The sequence below is a fragment of the Bifidobacterium sp. W8103 genome (assembly GCF_016100775.1).
In the GTDB taxonomy this organism is placed as follows: domain Bacteria; phylum Actinomycetota; class Actinomycetes; order Actinomycetales; family Bifidobacteriaceae; genus Bombiscardovia; species Bombiscardovia choladohabitans.
The window spans coordinates 1,554,529-1,569,740 of record NZ_JACFRV010000001.1 but is presented as its reverse complement, the minus strand read 5'-3'; the positions used below and the strand labels follow the sequence as shown (position 1 = coordinate 1,569,740).

Below are 15,212 nucleotides of genomic sequence, written 5' to 3'. Positions count from 1 at the left end.
AACATCGGGCTTTCAGCGGCTCCGAACCCTCGTGCCAGACCTAGAATCATTGGATTGCATTACAGAAACCGACAGGAGGGTTATGGGCAAGCTTCTGGACAGCATCGACTCCCCACAGGATCTGAAGGTTCTCTCTTCGGAAGAGCTGACTCGACTGGCCGGCGAGATCCGTCAGCTGCTGATCCGCTTCTGTCGACGTCACGGCGGCCACCTGGGCTCCAACCTTGCCACCATCGAGCCCATCATCGCCCTGCACTACGTCTTCGATATGCCTCATGATCATCTGATCTTCGACGTCTCCCATCAGGCCTACACCCACAAGATCCTGACCGGTCGGCGCCGGGCCTACACGGACCCTGGGTCGCAGGAGGATCTGTCTGGATTCACCTCGCCCAAGGAGAGCCCCTACGACGACTTCATGCTGGGGCACACCGGCACCTCCATCGGCCTGGCCTGCGGAATGGCCGCCCAGCGGGATGCAACCGGCGGCAAGGCCAACATCATCGCCTTCATCGGTGACGGCTCCCTAAGCAGCGGGCCGGCCTTCGAGGGGCTTGACTGGGCCGCAGAACAGGGCGGCAACCTGATCATCGTGGTCAATGACAACGAAATGTCCATCGCCGAGAACCACGGGGGGCTCTACAGGAGCCTGGCCGCCCTGCGTGCCAGTGGGGGACGCAGCCCGGACAATCCCTTCCGCGCCCTCGGACTGGACTACCGCTACGTGGATAAGGGCAACCGGATTGAGAATCTGATCGAGGCCTTCCGTCAGGTTAAAGGCACCGACCATCCGGTGGTGGTCCATATCCACACCCGCAAAGGCCTGGGGCTGGGACAGGGCAGTCAGGGACAAATCGGCCCGACTTCCATAACTCAAAGCGATGGACAAACAGCTCATATGACTTCCCTGCCGGATTTGCCCGCTGAAGGTCCGGTGGAGGCCAACCACTGGCAGGACGGTTTGGACTCTCTTGGTCGCCTGCCCAACTCACGAAAGACTTACGGAAGAATGGCCATGCAGGCCTTGGAGACCAGGTTCCCACAAGAGCCGGGCCTGGTGGTCATCTCCCCCGCCACGCCTCTGTCCAACGGTATCGATCCCGACTTCCGCCAGCGGGCCGGGAACCACTACCGGGACGTGGGCATTGCCGAATCCCACGCGATAGCCTACGCTGCGGGCATCGCCAAGGCCGGAGGCACGCCCGTGGTCGCCACCTCGGCCACCTTCTTCCAGAGGGCCTACGACCAGATTGAGCAGGAGATGGCCTTGAACGGCAGTGCGGTGACTCTGCTGGTCTTCTCAACCGGCGTTGCCAAAACCGATGCCACACATTCCGGCGCGGCCGACATGGTCATGATGCGAGGCATCCCCGGACTGACCTGCCTGGCTCCGACCAGCGGGGCCGAATTCCTAGACATGCTGGCCTGGGCCACGGGTCCGGCCCGGCAGCCCGTGGTCATCAGGGTGCCCGGCGAGCGCACGCTGGCGACAGAACGCGCAGGCAAGCCAATGGAGCTGGCTGCAAATCCCTCGAAGACCAATGCTGAATGCGGATTGGACGCTGCTCCCTGGGATCACTATCGAATCCTGCAAGAAGGTAAGACCGTAGCCCTGCTGGCTCTCGGCGACGCCCTCCCACTTGGCCGCGATCTTGCTGATTTCTTGGAGAGGTCCACGGGGCTGAAGCCCACACTGGTGGACCCACATCGCTATGACCGCCTGGATGAGCAGACCCTGGATGCCCTGGCCAGTACCCACCCCCTGGTGGTCACCATCGAGGACGGTCAGCTGGACGGCGGCTGGGGCCAAGCCGTGGCTGCATACTACGGGCCTAGTCAGGTTCACACCCTGGCCTTCGGAGCGGCCAAGGAGTTCAACGACCGGGTCCCCAAGACCACCCTGCTGGAAAGGTATGGCATGACCGTTCCGGCAATGACTCGAGCCATATCGGATGCCCTTACCGACCAGGCTTCATAGATCTGACCCGCCGGTGGACCCAGGCGGGTACAATGAAAGGGTTTGGCCCCGTAGCTCAGCTGGATAGAGCAACTGACTTCTAATCTGTAGGTCGAGAGTTCGAATCTCTCCGGGGTCACCAATCGGACTCCCTGCTTCTGCCCAAGGAGCAAGGATTCTTCGTGTCCTTCTTCATATCGCCATAGCATCATGTGTCACCCATGGACAACCCACGACGATTGCGGTGACAGAGGCAATATGGACAAGCCTGAACGGTTTTCAATGCCAGGCCCTCCCCTTAATCAAGCCTTCTCGGAGATATAATGATACATTCCCACAATGGCATCCACAGGAAAGGCAACCATGAACGATCGGTATCAACCAACAGATCAGCAAGCAGGCGACAACCAAGACCCGGCTCAGGAAAACAATAATGACTCTGGCCACAAGGGATACAGCCAGGAGCCTGCCAACAACAACTACGAGTCCGCTTCCCAACAAGGGAATCCCTCGACAGCTGCCGATGGCTACCCTGATGCGGATCAGTCCTGGCAGGCTTCAAACGCCCAGGGAGGTCCACAGGATCCCTATGGCCAAACCGCATATACTCCTCAATCCAGCGGCACCAGCGGACCGGTCCAAATTCAGCCTTGGCAGCTTCAGACACAATATGTCAGCGGACCCGGCATGTCGAACAAGTCGAAGGTCACGGCGGCCATTCTGGCTTTCTTCCTGGGCGGCTTCGGCATACACAACTTTTATCTGGGCAAGACCGGGCGTGGGGTCGCACAGTTGCTGATCACCATCTTCGTGCTCTTCATCGGCCCTCTCATCTCCTCGGTCTGGGCCATCGTTGAAGGAGCACAGATTCTTGGCTCACATCCAGGTTCGCCTTACCACATGGACGGCAAGGGACTCCAGCTGCAGGATTGAAGACGACAGACGTCGTGTAATCGCGTCACGACACCCGAAGGATGCCATGCGCGCCTTTTTCGGCCAGGCTCATGACGTGATTGACTATGGAATAGTCGCCCGGCTGATCGACCTTGAGCTCGACAAATCCGCCTTGGGCCGGCAGCAGAGGAAGGACCTGCGCTCCGGCCGATGAAGCACCGGCGAAATTTGCACCTGTGCCTGCGCCAATCAGGTAGCGGCCCTCGGTCCAGACCGCCTCGAACTGGGTTCCCACGATATGGAAGGACAGCGGCTGGTTGGGTCCGGCATCCAGGACCCAGATGCGGACCCTTTGCCCCTTCTCCAGCTTGAGAGGATGGGCGTCATATTGAAAGGCCCGTCCATTGAAGGTCATGATATCCGGGTTCATGGCCGCCACTTTTTCAGCATCGGCTGTCCCTCCGTTGGGCCCCAGATAGATTTCGGACTGGACCAGAACATACTCCGCATTCACCGGTGGCAGGGTGCCGTCATCGACAACCACGGCCCCGTACATGCCGTTGGCTATATGGTTTGACATGGGGTCGCTGCTGCAGTGGTACATCCAAATGCCGGCCCGATCAGCGGTGAAGGTGTACATGAGCTCCTTGCCTGGCTCTATGTTGCGCATCATGGTCTGCGGAACGGCCGGACCGGCATGAAAATCAATGGAATGACTCATGCTTCCCTTGTTTCTGATGGTTACTTCAAAGGTGTCTCCCACCCGGCCTCTGAGCACCGGACCCTGAGCCAGAGGCCGTGACCCCTTATCCCGTGGATCGCCCGCGTCGTCGAAGCTCCAGACCGTGCGCTCAAGCCCTGCTGCCACCTGCTCCTTGCGCTCTTTGACCTCCAAAGTGTACTTTCTTGTTCCAACCTTCCCCTGATCATTCAAGGGTGGAAGAGCCGCCATGGCAGGATCGCTCTTCTCGGCCTGCGACTTGAGCTTGGCTGGTGATGGGACATGGCTTGACGCCGCCTTCCCTAGAGAGGACTGACCTTGCTCGGCAACAGTTCCGCCCTGTGTTTCGACCTTGAACTCCATGCCCATCTGGCGGTGTCCTGCCAACGAGCACCAGCCCAGTGTGTCGCCCCCCAGGACCCCGACATCGACCGAGACGCTCTTGCCCACCGGAACCGACCCTGTGCTCTTGCCATTGGCGAAAACCAAGTCATGCCGCTGATCTCCGGTGTTCTGAAAATTTACAACCAGCCGGTCGCCTGCCTCAATGGTGATGGTATCCGGCACAAAGGCCATCCCCTTTACTCTGATTGAAGCTCGGCTGATGTGACCCGTCGGCTGGACGCTCTTCGATGAAGCCTCCTGGACGCCTCCGGTGGGCGCAGCCCCGACCGAGACGGCCAGCGTCGGCCGCAGGGCCATCAAAACAACGGCGGCCACCAGGACCAGCACTGTAGCCGAGGTGGCAATCAGGTCCATCCGCAGGGCCAGGGTCCCAACATGTTCGGCTTGTGAACCCTCTGGCTGGCGCCGACGGTAGCGCTTGGATGCCAGGACCTGCTTGCCACGAGCAGCCAGATAGACCACAGTCAGCATCATGGAGAGGATTCCCAGAACATTCAGCAGGTTCCCCGCCTTCCACAAGGGCGTATAGAGCCGGATGGCTCCGAGGAGCCTGATCAGCAAACCAACCTGCATAAGCGCCCAGGCACCCCAAAGGAGGGGATGGAAGGGCAGAGGCCTGCGAATGACCGAGGGGACGATCATGCAGACATGGGCGATGACCATGGTCATGATGAATCCCACAGCCAGCGCGTGCAGTGCCATGTCGCCCCAGTAGGTGCTGGAATCCAGGGGTGCCACCATCCAGATGAGGGCAGCCAGAAGTCCCCAGGCGTAGGCCGATAGCATGCAGGTGCCCATGAACCCTGGCAGGCCGCCATGACGGAAGGTGCCCTTGGCTACGTCGTGACTGGCCATGACCAGGAGGAGCAGACCCAGGGACAGCCCCAGAAGCGGATAGCCGACCGAAGGCGCCATGGCTTGGACCGGCAGCATCAGGACCGCCAGGAGGCTGAGTCCCAGAATCCCCGATTCAAGACGGACATCCGAAAAGACCGCCCTTGCCAGTTCCACCCGCTCACCGACGATGGTCAGAACCAGAAAGAAGAGCCAGGTCGGAGCCAGAACCGCGGCGTCCAATCCTGCAACCCAGCCAGCGGCCCCGACCAGACCAACCAGGGATCCGAGAACCTGTATGATCACCTCCGCAGAGGGTTGCCGACGCCAGATGGCCGAGTAGATGGCTGTCAGGACCAACATGGACAAAGTCCACGGAATGCCGCCAATAAGTTCCACCTTGACCCATGCCGGCGCAGCACCGCAGCTTGAAGCTAGCAGCGACAGCAGGCAGAGCAGGGACCCCAGCAGGCCCAAGGCAGGGGCGAGAAATCCCCAAGCAGGTTTGCCGGAACCGCCGCTACGGTAGGCCACCGCCCTCTCCAGGCCGATGGCAGCGCCCAAAAACCCGTAGACCATGAGTCCGCCGTGCAGATCCGCCAGGGGAACCCTACCTGAGGGGTGTATCAGATCCGCGCGGATCAGCGCCGCAACCAGGCCAAGCAATGCAGCCAGACCAGCGCCGAGGAGGAGGGCCATCCTGGACCTGGGCAAGGCCGTCCTGCCGCCGGACTTGCGCATCTTTGGGTCATTGTGCATGGGTCTGTCCGCCTTGTCCTGGTTTGATAATTAATTTGATAGTTATACAATTTAATCGATGAGTCAGGAAATTCAAGCCCGTAAACAACTGGTCCAAGCCCCCGGCAAGCGCAGAAGCGGTGAGGAGATCCGCTCCGGAATCTTGGATTATCTGCATATGGCGGCCGAACAGACCGGCACAGGTCTGACCGCACAGCAGATCGGAGCTGCCTTTGGCATCCATCCGACGACCGCTCGTTTCCATCTTGAACGTCTGGTCGAACAGGGTGAAGCGGTCCGCCGGAGAAACGACAGTGACGGTCAATCAGCCGGTCGAGGCAGACCGGCTGTCATCTACTCCCCCACATCCACAAGCCACGCCCAGGAGGATATGATCTCCTCGCTCTGCATGGCTCTGGAGACCGCCTGCCCCGATACTTGCAGCAGGGATAGGGCCGCACTGAAAGCAGGTCAGGCCTGGGGCCGTGCCCTGGCCAGACAAAGCAGGGCGAATGCGGAAAAGGGCGTGTCATCGAGCATGACGCAGACACTGTTGGACATCCTGGCCACCCTGGGGTTTGCTCCGGTTACGGCAGAACCGGATTCAGCGAGTCTGTATCTGACCTCATGCCCCTTCTTGGACAGTGTCAGCAGCCATCCCATTATCTGCACAATCCATCTGGGCATGATCCAAGGAATTGTGGAAGGCAACAGCAAGGCGGCCAAGGATCAAAAGGCCCGTGTATTGCTGAAACCCCTGTCCTCGCCAAAAGGATGCTTCCTGAAAGTAGCGAAAATGGACAACAAACCAAGGAGGAAAGTAAAGCAATGACCTACGTAATTGCCCAGCCCTGCGTGGACGTCAAGGACAAGGCCTGCGTGGACGAGTGCCCGGTGGATTGCATCTACGAGGGCCCCAGGAACCTGTATATCAACCCCAACGAATGCATCGACTGTGGTGCCTGCGAGCCGGTCTGCCCCGTGGAAGCCATCTTCTACGAAGAGGACCTGCCGGAGGAATGGACCTGGTTCAAGGATGCCTCCGAAGACTTCTTTGCCCAGGTCGGCGATGCAGGCGGCGCACAGGCCCAGGGTCCCTATGATCACGACCATCCAAAGGTCGTCGCCTTGCCCCACCAGGATAACTTCGTCTGCATTCAGCCGGAATCACGCGGCCAGCGCGCGGTCTGGGTACGCAAGGACCAAACGGAATGAAGGCCGGTGCAAGCCATGACGGTCACCTGGTCTTCCCTGACTTTTTGGACCGCCCTGTGGAGGAGGCCGCCCGGATGCTTCTGGGCTGCCTGATCATCCGGGACTACGAGTCGGAAGGTGAACAGGCCAGGGTTCGGATCGTGGAAACCGAGGCCTACGATCAGAATGATCCGGCCAGCCATGCCTACCACGGGCGATCGGCCCGCAACGATGCCCTTTTCGGCCCCAGCGGACACATGTACGTCTACTTTACCTATGGAATGCACTACTGCATGAACGTCTCCTGTCAGGAGGACGGATTCGGCGCCGGGGTACTGATTCGAGCCTGCCAGCCAGTGCAGGGTCTGGATCTTCTACGCAGCCACAGGCACGGCAGTCACCCGGATCGGGAACTAACCAACGGCCCCGCCAAGCTCTGCCAGGCATTGGACATAGACAAGCGCCACTACGGCCACGACCTCAGGAAACCGCCCATACGCCTGGCAGCCGCAGGGCTGAATCAGGACGAGACCATCACGGCAACCCCGCGAATAGGCATCTCCCATGCCAAAGAGACCCTACGACGGTTCGTCATCACCGGTAACCGCTACCTGTCGCGATGAAAGGACGGAATCCTATACTTCTGATTTCTACAGCCTAAAAGGTGGCTATTGCTCAATGTAGCGGGATTCAACACAGCTCTGGAAGCGGACAAGCGAGAGAATGACAGCAGCCAGCAGAGCGATGATCAGCATGCCTATGAAACTGCCTGTTACCGGATCCAGACCAAACACTGATGAAAAAGCCTTGAAGGCCCAGGTGGATGCCGTAAAACCGAGGCTGGTGGTGGCCGAAAAGATTCCCATTACCAGTGGATAGCGCTTGCGTGGAGTCAGATTGGACAGGAGGAAGGGGCAGGTAGCCATATTGATGGCACTGCCCGAACCAACCAAAAAGGCCGATAAACAAACCAGCGGGAAGGAGCGGGTGGTCAGGAAGAGCAGGGCACCCAGGGCCATCAGAAGGAAGGCGACCGGAATGGTCCATTGTCGACAAATCCGCTTGATGGCGTTGACACTAAGCCCGATCACGACCGAGGAACCCGTGTTGAACATCAGGGCCACCCCGGCTGCACTGGTGCCGCCCAGACCGTACTTGGCTATGTAGACCGCAAGCTTGTTATAGAGGACCGCGACCAGGAAAATGCTCAGAAACCCGATGAGAACACAGGCAATGGTAGCCCACCAGCATTGTCCGCTTTTTCGGGAGGACGATACTTTAGAACCTACGGCCTTTCCCGACTCCTCCTCGACGGCACCGACCCCGGGGACCATGAAGATGACCAGGACCAGGGCAGGCAAGGCCAGGAAATAAAGCCAATAGTTGTGCAGCCACCCTCCCTTGGCCAGAACACCGCCCAGGGCAAGAACCAGCATGGAAGAGCCATCCTGAACAGCCAGGACCAGCCCCATCAGCGCCGCCAACTGCTTTCCGCAGAAGAACCTGGCCGACAGACTAGGGAGAACTGTGGTAGCGATACCCACGCCAAACCCGACTACCAAAGCAAACAGGAGAAGCTGGCTTACGCTGCTGTGCACAACCAAGGGCATCAAGCCGCCCAGGGCGACGCACAGACAGCTGATGCAGGCAGCAATTCTGAAACTCATTCTGGTCAAGAGTTGGCCAAATAAAAGAGCTGAAACTATAGCTGCCGAAGAGCCTATGGAGACCACCGATTCAACGGTGGAGGGATCGGTATGAGGAAAGGATGCCTGGATGGCTGCAACGGAAGGAGAGATGATGGAGTCAAACCGCGACATGATGGCCAAGGCCATGATTCCGACCAGAACCCCAAGATTCCGTCTGGTCAATATCCCTGTGTGCTTTGGCTTAGACGTGCACGGGGCCGGTTCCATCGTTCCTGCCTCCCTCTTAATGTTAGCGGCACCATTTGGTTGATGGAGGGCAGTCTACTCCAGCAGCAGGGCCATGCCAACCAACACGACGAGGAAGAGCAGATTAAAAACGGTATAGATTTTCAGGTAATAGCCTTTCTTGCCCGGATACTGCTTGACTACAGCCTTGTAGGAAATCAGTGAGGCCATTGAAGCCACCAGAGTTCCGAGCCCACCCAGGTTGGTGCCCAGAATAATCGGACGCCAGGCTGTCGAAAAACCTGAGACCAGCAGGGCCGTCGGCACATTGCTGATGACCTGGCTGCACAGGACCGAGGTAATCAGAGGGTGGATATTGACCAGACCACTGACCAGATTATAAAACTGGGGAATCCTTCTGGCATTGCCGATGAAAATGAAGAAAGCCACGAAGGTCAGCAGCAGTCCCCAATCCACATGAAGATAGACCCGCCTGTCGCAGATCAGAAAGGTCACCGCTACCACCAGGACCATGGCCCACTGGGGAATCAGCTTGGCCACACCCAGCAGGCAAACAAGGAAAAGGAATAGATAGAGGGTGATGCGCCATCCGCTGGACCGCTGCATCTCCTTCACCTGAGGCTGTATCCCCTCCTCCCTGGGTGCTAGTATGCTGCGGCGAATCTGCTGCGGATCCATCCCCTCGAACTTGTTCAGATGCTGATTCCTGAAGGCGAACCAGCAGCACAGGAAGAGCATCAGGGCTGCAGCCAGGGCGTAAGGGGCCATGAGGAGCAGGAATTCACCAGTAGGCATCTCGGAGCGGGCCTTGAGATATAAGTTGTGAGCGTTGCCGATGGGGGTCAGCATGCTGCCTACATTGGCACCCAGGGTCATCAGGGTGACGATCAGCAGGGCATGGTTTTCCAGACCAGCCATGATGAGAACAGCGATGGCAAAAGGCACGAAAGTAACCAGGGCCACATCATTCGTGATGAACATACTGGAGAAGAAAGGCAGAGAAACCAGGACCAAGGCCAGGCCCCGCACCGAGCGGACTCGACTCAACAGGCCGGCGCCAATGGCATGGAAGACCCCGATGCGCTGAAATCCGCAGACCACCATCATCAGGGATCCCAGCTGGGTGAGGGTATTGACGTGGATGTAGCCCAGATACTGCCGGTCTGGAGGAATGAGGATGCAGGATACGAGAGCGATGACTGCCGCGACGACCAGGACGGTCTCGTTTTTCAACAGTCCGATCACCCGATGTTGCATGGTCACCTCCGGCGAACGAATTCCTCACTTAGTTTACGCGCCCGCCCCCGGCTTACAGGACCTTGCCAGGCGCTATTTTCCGCTTCTGAGCCTATGGTCGGGACACTCGGCACTTACTGGCTGTTAGCCTATCTGGCCCCGACTTTCGGCCCTTGTCGAATGTTCATAGAGTCGGATACCGGCCGGCTGAAGCATGGAAAGGGGTCCTGCGAATCAGCGCGTTCGCAGAACCCCTATTAGATCGCAATATTACTTGTCATCCATTCGTTCCGGATCGGGAATCAGGTAGGACAGGGCCAGGGCAATCAGCACCAGTACTCCGCCGCCGATCATGGCGGCAACATAGCCGGTGCGGGCTCCCCCGGACGCCGCCAGGCCGCTCATGAATGCGTAGAGGACCGCATAGCTCAGACCTGAGCCCAGGTTGAAGGCTCCGGCGTTGAGTCCCGGCAGATAACCAGTGTTGTCCGCAGGAGACAGGACCACACCCAGCCCGTTGAGCATGATGTTGGCCGTCCCCGCATAGGAGACGCCCAGGATCAGGGAGAGGGCCACCAGACTCCAGATGCTGGGCACCAGGCATACGTAGATGCCGAAGACCAGTCCCAACACGCTCACCAGCTGACCGACTCTCAGAACCTTGAGGTAGCCGAAGCGCGATGCCAGCGTCCCGGCAACCGGGCCGAAGACCAGACCGACCAGGGCATAGGGGGTCAGTGTGGCAAAGGAGACGATGCTGGCCTTCAAACCGACGCCGACCTCGCCGTCCTGGGCCAGGGCCGGAACAATCCCGTTCATGATGGCGAAGACACCGACCATGGTGGTGAGAGTCGTCAGCAGAAGCCCCCAGGTGCGCCGCTGCTTGAGGTAGGTGGTGGTGACCATGGGTGCCGACGTGGTGCTCTCGACTTTCCAGAAAATCATGAAGAAGACCGCAGCCACCAGGATCTCGACGATCACCAGGATCCAGCGCGCCTGTGCCAACTTCTCGACCTCATTGATGGCCAAGTAGGCCGCCAGGAAGGCGATGCAGAGGAAGACCACACCGGCCCAGTCCATGCGGGGACGATCGTCTGCATAGCTCTCACGGGCGAAGAGGGCCACCAGGAGTACGGCGATCACGGCGATGGCCACCATGAACCAGAAGACCGAGCGGAAGCCAAAGGTGCCGGCCAGCCAACCGCCCAGGATGGCATCCACGCCGCCGATGCCGCCGTTGACCGCCGTCAAAATGGCCATAAGCTTGGCGTATCGGGCCTCATCGGTCACCTCGGCGTGCAGCATGATCAGGGTCATGGGTACGACCGGACCGGCCACCCCCTGAATGACGCGACCAATCATGAGCATCGTCACATTGGGAGCCAGAGCGGAGACCACACATCCCAGCGCAGTGAGGCTCAGCATGCCCAACAGCACCTTCTTGCGGCCGGCCAGATCGCCCAGCCGAGGCAGAAAGAGGGAGAAGACCGCACAGGAGGTGAAGAACACCGTCTGGGTCAGACCGATGCTGGAGCTGCTGGCATTGAGCTCGGTCCCCATGGTCGTCAGGGCCGGCGAGAGCATGGAGGCGTTGAGCTGGAAGGCGAAGACGGCGGCCATGAGGGCCGTCATCAAGGCGACTATAGAAGCGCCGGAGCCACCAGCGGTCGTGGCAACGGGCTTGTCATTCTTGGGCGCGGCTGTGTTCGAAGTCTTCATCGATCTCATCCAATCGCGGTGATGGCCTTGACCACCAGGTCCCAGAATCCCTGGAAGTCCAGCTTGACGGCCACCTGGGTGTGGCAGTCCTCGGCAGAGGGCTCCGGGCCGCGCAGATCGGCCACGGTCATCCCGCAGGTCAGGTCCCCACGCAGCTCCACATCAACCGGGCAACGACGGGTGCTCACAACAGAGGGGTCGATCAGGTAGGCCACAGTGCAGGGATCATGCACCGGCGGATCCACGAAGTCCTGGTTGTCCTGGTAGGACTTGCGGAAGAAGTCCATCAGCCCGCTGACGAAATGGGCCAGATCGGTGCCGATGCCCTCGATGCGCTGCTGGACCTCCGGGGTGCACAGGGCCTGATGGGTCAGATCCAGCCCAACCATGGTGACTGGCCAGGGCTCGTTGAAGACGATATGCGCGGCCTCGGGATCCACCTTTATGTTGAATTCGGCGACAGCACTCCAGTTGCCAACATGGTAGCCGCCACCCATGAGCACGACCTCGCGGACGCGGTCGACAATGCGGGGCTCCTTGCGGACAGCCATGGCGATGTTGGTCAGGGGCCCAGTGGGAACCAGTGTCACTGTGCCGGGCTCCTCGCGCATGATGGTTTCGATGATCCAATCGACTGCATGGCCGGGATCCAGGGGCCGGGTAGGCTCAGGCAGCTCGACACCGTCCAGGCCGGTCTGGCCATGAATGGAAGCAGCCACCTCCTGAGGACGCACCAACGGCCTATCGCATCCGGCATGGACCGGCACCTGGCGCGCATGTGCCTTCTCCAGCACAGCCCTCGCATTATAGGTAACCTTGTCCAGACTCTGGTTGCCGCCAACCGTAGTCACTCCGATCAGGTCGATCCGCGGATCGCCTACTGCCAGAAGGATAGCCACCGCATCGTCATGACCTGGATCGCAGTCCAGGATGATCTTGCGCGTCGTCATATACTCGCCTACGCCTTTCTCATGAATATGTCCTGGGCCATTGACCATGGCCCAGGACATGATACCGCTGATTGGCATTCAATCGATGTAGGCGCGTTAGACTGGTCAGTCCCGGACCTGGGCGAACCCACCCACTGCCCAGGCCAGTCGATCCCGAAGCTCGGGATCAACTGCGAATAGCCCCAATCCGTGCACCCCTCGTTTGAGCAGCACATTGAACTCGTGCCGAAGATTATCCACAGGATTCATCTCCGGCTCCGACCGCTGGTTGGTTGCCAATGTGTTGCAACTGAGCTTGGGTTCGAATTCGATCTTTCCGTTCCTGTAAGTGACCGAGGGCCCGATAATGACCCCCGCGTAGTTGAGATCAAAACCTTGGATGGTGAAGATGGAGCCCACCTCATCAATGGTGAAAGGCAACTCGGCCCAGGCGATCCGGTGATTCGCAGTGGAGTTTCCCTGCGCCTCATATAGCTCGTAATTCCAGGGCATGGCGAATTCACCATCCCCGTCCTGCCCCTCTTCGGCCCACACCCACTGGCCTGAATCCTCTTGGCGCAGTACAACCTGCCAGTGTCTGGAGGGATTCTGTGGATCCGGGTGATTCCTGCTGCTGTAAGGCCAGTCATAGGTGGCCAGAAGCCGGCAGAGGCCCAAGGAGCCCTCGCCCCTTTGCTCCTGGTCCTTTTGACGGATGAACTTCCTCAAATCCTTAGGCGAATCAAAAACCTTGATCTCGTAAGTATGCTCCCAGGGATCCGGACGCAGTGGACCGATGACGCCATCCTTGGCTGTCATCCGATCCAGCCAGGCGCATGTTGCGGGATCAGCCTGAATGCGCATCTGTTGATCCAAGCGAACATGACTGACTTGGAAGGTATCCTCGCGTACATGCTGACCGTCCCTTGACCTTTCGCGGATGAGCATGGGGCGCGAGAAGGTCTTGTCATGTTCGGAACCCGTCAATCCCAGAAGCCGACTTTCCTGGGCATCTACGAACTGGGATCCGCGCAAGACCTGTTCCGGGTCGAAGACCACGATGGCTACTTTTGCCCGCCGCAGAATGTCATAGAGCTGGTTGCCTCCGGAGTAGCTCTGCGACCCTTGCGTCAGCAGCAGGTGCGCCTCGTCAATCAGCACCACATCCGCCTGAGCGTCGACGCTATTCATGGGGTCCGCCGCCCTGCCTGTAGACCGACCATTTCGATTGGTGTGCTTGCTGAACCGGTTGATGAACTGGACAGCGCCAACCACGCACTGGCCGCGTTTCTTTTGCAGTCCCAGCTTCAGAGCCATTTGATTGTATACATTAGCCTGCTCGGCCTGGTTAACAATGATGTAGGAACGCTGCCTGGCGTTTGCCGAACGGTTATCGTCCTTACCGTTCAAATTCCCGTAGATGCCATATCTGGCACATATCTGATAGAAGAGATGGCTGAGCAAAACAGTCTTGCCCGTCCCTGACATGCCCTGAACGACAATGACCTGGGTACGTGCCTTGTCATTGATTCGAACCGGGCCTATGGATTCTGTCATCGAGTGGAAACCCTCGTCACGGTTTTGAATAATGACCGACTCCAGCACATGCAGAACAGCCTCTTCAGCCCGCCGTTGTTCGTCGGTGAGTTTGCGGAAGGGCGAGGCCTTGAACAGGGCAGAGTCCAGGATGGCCTTCTCTTCCGGGAACAGATCGGGCTCCATTTCGTGCAGGGTCTGCCAGGCCTTGGAAAAGATGCTGTCGAACTCATCGCTGGTGTAATACATATCCTGAGCGTTGGTTCTACGGTTCATAACCAGCTTGACCGCGTCTACGCTCTGCATATACCCCATCAACCGATTTTCCATATCCAGCGTCAGGGACTTATTGAAGTGGCGATCACCGATGATGTACTGGCAGACCCTGTCCTGATGATTGCGCATGAATCGCACCAGGCGTTCCCAATCCGTTCGTGTACGTGGATCCAGCTCGATGTGCTGCCTGGTTCGAGAACGGATGTCGTTGGTCTCACCGACGTAAACCACATAAGGTGGCCCACCGCCATGCTTTTTGCTGCTGTCCCTTTCGTCGGCAGAGACAATATATACAGTGGGATAGCGCAGGAACAGCTCCTCAAGCAGCCTCCCCTCCAACTTACTGCCCTGACTGCCAACAGCTTTCGCCTGCTTGTACTCAGCGATGGCCTTGGAAAAATCCTCATCTCTGAAATCGCCATAAGGCAGCGTCATCACCACAGGCTGCGGCGCGCTTGATGAATCCATGGTTTTCACTATGCCACGAACCCACACCAATCTGATGGCAGGAGGGCCGACTGATAGGCTCGAAATCATGATCAGCAAGGAAACGGAAACAGCGGTGATGGATTTTGTGCACGAGCGCGACTGGGATCAATTCCACACGCCCGCCAACCTGGCCAAATCAATCTGCATCGAAGCCGCCGAGCTCTTGGAATGCTATCAGTGGGGGGATGATCCCAGGGACGGAGATGAAGGCCACGTTACCGACGAACTGGCTGACGTGCTCACCTATTGCATCCAGCTGGCAGATCGGCTGGATCTGGATATGGATCGAATCATCTTGGACAAACTGCAAAGGACGGCCGACAGATATCCGGTGGCAACCTCGCGTGGCTCCAGCCGAAAATACCGACCGCTGCAGTAGGCGGATCGAT

At 58.8% G+C, this 15,212-nt stretch carries 13 protein-coding genes and 1 tRNA gene; 8 read left to right on the top strand and 6 right to left on the bottom strand.

Annotated elements, in window-relative coordinates:
• Window positions 1-82: 82 nt before the first annotated feature.
• From H3U90_RS06120 to H3U90_RS06110, 3 genes are all read left to right on the top strand, one after another.
• Window positions 83-1,978 (top strand): 1-deoxy-D-xylulose-5-phosphate synthase, encoded by a 1,896-nt coding sequence (locus H3U90_RS06120; RefSeq protein ID WP_198177439.1) that lies wholly within the window; start codon window positions 83-85, stop codon window positions 1,976-1,978.
• A gap of 44 nt (window positions 1,979-2,022) precedes the next feature.
• A tRNA-Arg gene (locus tag H3U90_RS06115) sits at window positions 2,023-2,099 on the top strand.
• Window positions 2,100-2,296: 197 nt separating this feature from the next.
• The gene (locus H3U90_RS06110) at window positions 2,297-2,890 is read left to right on the top strand and encodes a TM2 domain-containing protein (RefSeq protein WP_198177438.1); all 594 of its coding nucleotides are present in this window, start codon (window positions 2,297-2,299) and stop codon (window positions 2,888-2,890) included.
• A gap of 25 nt (window positions 2,891-2,915) precedes the next feature.
• Here H3U90_RS06110 and H3U90_RS06105 read toward each other — a convergent pair whose 3' ends face one another.
• Window positions 2,916-5,570, bottom strand: coding sequence for a multicopper oxidase domain-containing protein (locus tag H3U90_RS06105; RefSeq protein WP_198177437.1), 2,655 nt, complete (start codon window positions 5,568-5,570; stop codon window positions 2,916-2,918).
• 58 nt (window positions 5,571-5,628) lie between these two features.
• Between H3U90_RS06105 and H3U90_RS06100 the strand changes: the two genes are divergently transcribed.
• From H3U90_RS06100 to H3U90_RS06090, 3 genes are read left to right on the top strand one after another with little or no spacing between them, the layout of a single operon-like run.
• Window positions 5,629-6,381 (top strand): helix-turn-helix transcriptional regulator, encoded by a 753-nt coding sequence (locus H3U90_RS06100; RefSeq protein ID WP_198177436.1) that lies wholly within the window; start codon window positions 5,629-5,631, stop codon window positions 6,379-6,381.
• Window positions 6,378-6,764 (top strand): ferredoxin, encoded by a 387-nt coding sequence (gene fdxA, locus H3U90_RS06095; protein WP_198177435.1) that lies wholly within the window; start codon window positions 6,378-6,380, stop codon window positions 6,762-6,764. The genes H3U90_RS06100 and fdxA overlap by 4 nt, the downstream gene beginning before the upstream one ends.
• On the top strand, window positions 6,761-7,366 hold the full coding sequence (locus H3U90_RS06090; protein ID WP_198177434.1) for a DNA-3-methyladenine glycosylase: 606 nt from the start codon (window positions 6,761-6,763) through the stop codon (window positions 7,364-7,366). Before fdxA ends, H3U90_RS06090 begins: the two co-directional genes overlap by 4 nt.
• Before the next feature lie 45 nt (window positions 7,367-7,411).
• Here the strand turns inward: H3U90_RS06090 and H3U90_RS06085 are convergent, their stop codons facing one another.
• Window positions 7,412-8,563: an MFS transporter gene (locus tag H3U90_RS06085; protein WP_232340568.1), complete on the bottom strand. Its 1,152-nt coding sequence runs from the start codon at window positions 8,561-8,563 to the stop codon at window positions 7,412-7,414.
• Between H3U90_RS06085 and H3U90_RS08300 the strand changes: the two genes are divergently transcribed.
• Complete coding sequence (locus tag H3U90_RS08300) at window positions 8,520-8,702, top strand: hypothetical protein (RefSeq protein WP_232340665.1); 183 nt, start codon at window positions 8,520-8,522, stop codon at window positions 8,700-8,702. The genes H3U90_RS06085 and H3U90_RS08300 overlap by 44 nt on opposite strands.
• 11 nt (window positions 8,703-8,713) lie before the next feature.
• Here H3U90_RS08300 and H3U90_RS06080 read toward each other — a convergent pair whose 3' ends face one another.
• From H3U90_RS06080 to H3U90_RS06065, 4 genes are all read right to left on the bottom strand, one after another.
• Window positions 8,714-9,895 carry an SLC13 family permease gene (locus tag H3U90_RS06080; RefSeq protein ID WP_198177633.1) on the bottom strand — a complete coding sequence of 394 codons (1,182 nt, stop codon included), beginning with the start codon at window positions 9,893-9,895 and terminating at the stop codon, window positions 8,714-8,716.
• A gap of 249 nt (window positions 9,896-10,144) precedes the next feature.
• Window positions 10,145-11,593 (bottom strand): uridine transporter UriT, encoded by a 1,449-nt coding sequence (gene uriT, locus H3U90_RS06075; protein WP_442859387.1) that lies wholly within the window; start codon window positions 11,591-11,593, stop codon window positions 10,145-10,147.
• 5 nt (window positions 11,594-11,598) lie between these two features.
• A complete protein-coding gene (gene uriH, locus H3U90_RS06070; protein ID WP_198177631.1) occupies window positions 11,599-12,543 on the bottom strand; it encodes a uridine-preferring nucleoside hydrolase UriH in 945 nt (314 codons plus the stop codon).
• A 105-nt stretch (window positions 12,544-12,648) separates the two neighbouring features.
• Complete coding sequence (locus H3U90_RS06065; protein ID WP_198177432.1) at window positions 12,649-14,802, bottom strand: DUF2075 domain-containing protein; 2,154 nt, start codon at window positions 14,800-14,802, stop codon at window positions 12,649-12,651.
• 67 nt (window positions 14,803-14,869) lie between these two features.
• Here H3U90_RS06065 and H3U90_RS06060 point away from each other — a divergent pair, with 67 nt between their 5' ends.
• Entirely contained in the window at window positions 14,870-15,202 is a 333-nt protein-coding gene (locus tag H3U90_RS06060; protein ID WP_198177431.1) for a nucleotide pyrophosphohydrolase, read from the top strand.
• Window positions 15,203-15,212: the final 10 nt, after the last annotated feature.

Bases quoted from the DNA above. Each gene is read 5' to 3' on its own strand.
- H3U90_RS06090 (WP_198177434.1), top strand. From the start codon at position 6,761: ATGAAGGCCGGTGCAAGCCATGACGGTCACCTGGTCTTCCCTGACTTT.
- uriH (WP_198177631.1), bottom strand. From the start codon at position 12,543: ATGACGACGCGCAAGATCATCCTGGACTGCGATCCAGGTCATGACGAT.
- H3U90_RS06120 (WP_198177439.1), top strand. From the start codon at position 83: ATGGGCAAGCTTCTGGACAGCATCGACTCCCCACAGGATCTGAAGGTT.
- uriT (WP_442859387.1), bottom strand. From the start codon at position 11,593: ATGAAGACTTCGAACACAGCCGCGCCCAAGAATGACAAGCCCGTTGCC.
- H3U90_RS06060 (WP_198177431.1), top strand. From the start codon at position 14,870: ATGATCAGCAAGGAAACGGAAACAGCGGTGATGGATTTTGTGCACGAG.
- H3U90_RS06105 (WP_198177437.1), bottom strand. From the start codon at position 5,570: ATGCACAATGACCCAAAGATGCGCAAGTCCGGCGGCAGGACGGCCTTG.
- H3U90_RS06110 (WP_198177438.1), top strand. From the start codon at position 2,297: ATGGCATCCACAGGAAAGGCAACCATGAACGATCGGTATCAACCAACA.
- H3U90_RS06085 (WP_232340568.1), bottom strand. From the start codon at position 8,563: ATGTCGCGGTTTGACTCCATCATCTCTCCTTCCGTTGCAGCCATCCAG.
- H3U90_RS06080 (WP_198177633.1), bottom strand. From the start codon at position 9,895: ATGCAACATCGGGTGATCGGACTGTTGAAAAACGAGACCGTCCTGGTC.
- fdxA (WP_198177435.1), top strand. From the start codon at position 6,378: ATGACCTACGTAATTGCCCAGCCCTGCGTGGACGTCAAGGACAAGGCC.
- H3U90_RS06065 (WP_198177432.1), bottom strand. From the start codon at position 14,802: ATGGATTCATCAAGCGCGCCGCAGCCTGTGGTGATGACGCTGCCTTAT.
- H3U90_RS08300 (WP_232340665.1), top strand. From the start codon at position 8,520: ATGGCTGCAACGGAAGGAGAGATGATGGAGTCAAACCGCGACATGATG.
- H3U90_RS06100 (WP_198177436.1), top strand. From the start codon at position 5,629: ATGAGTCAGGAAATTCAAGCCCGTAAACAACTGGTCCAAGCCCCCGGC.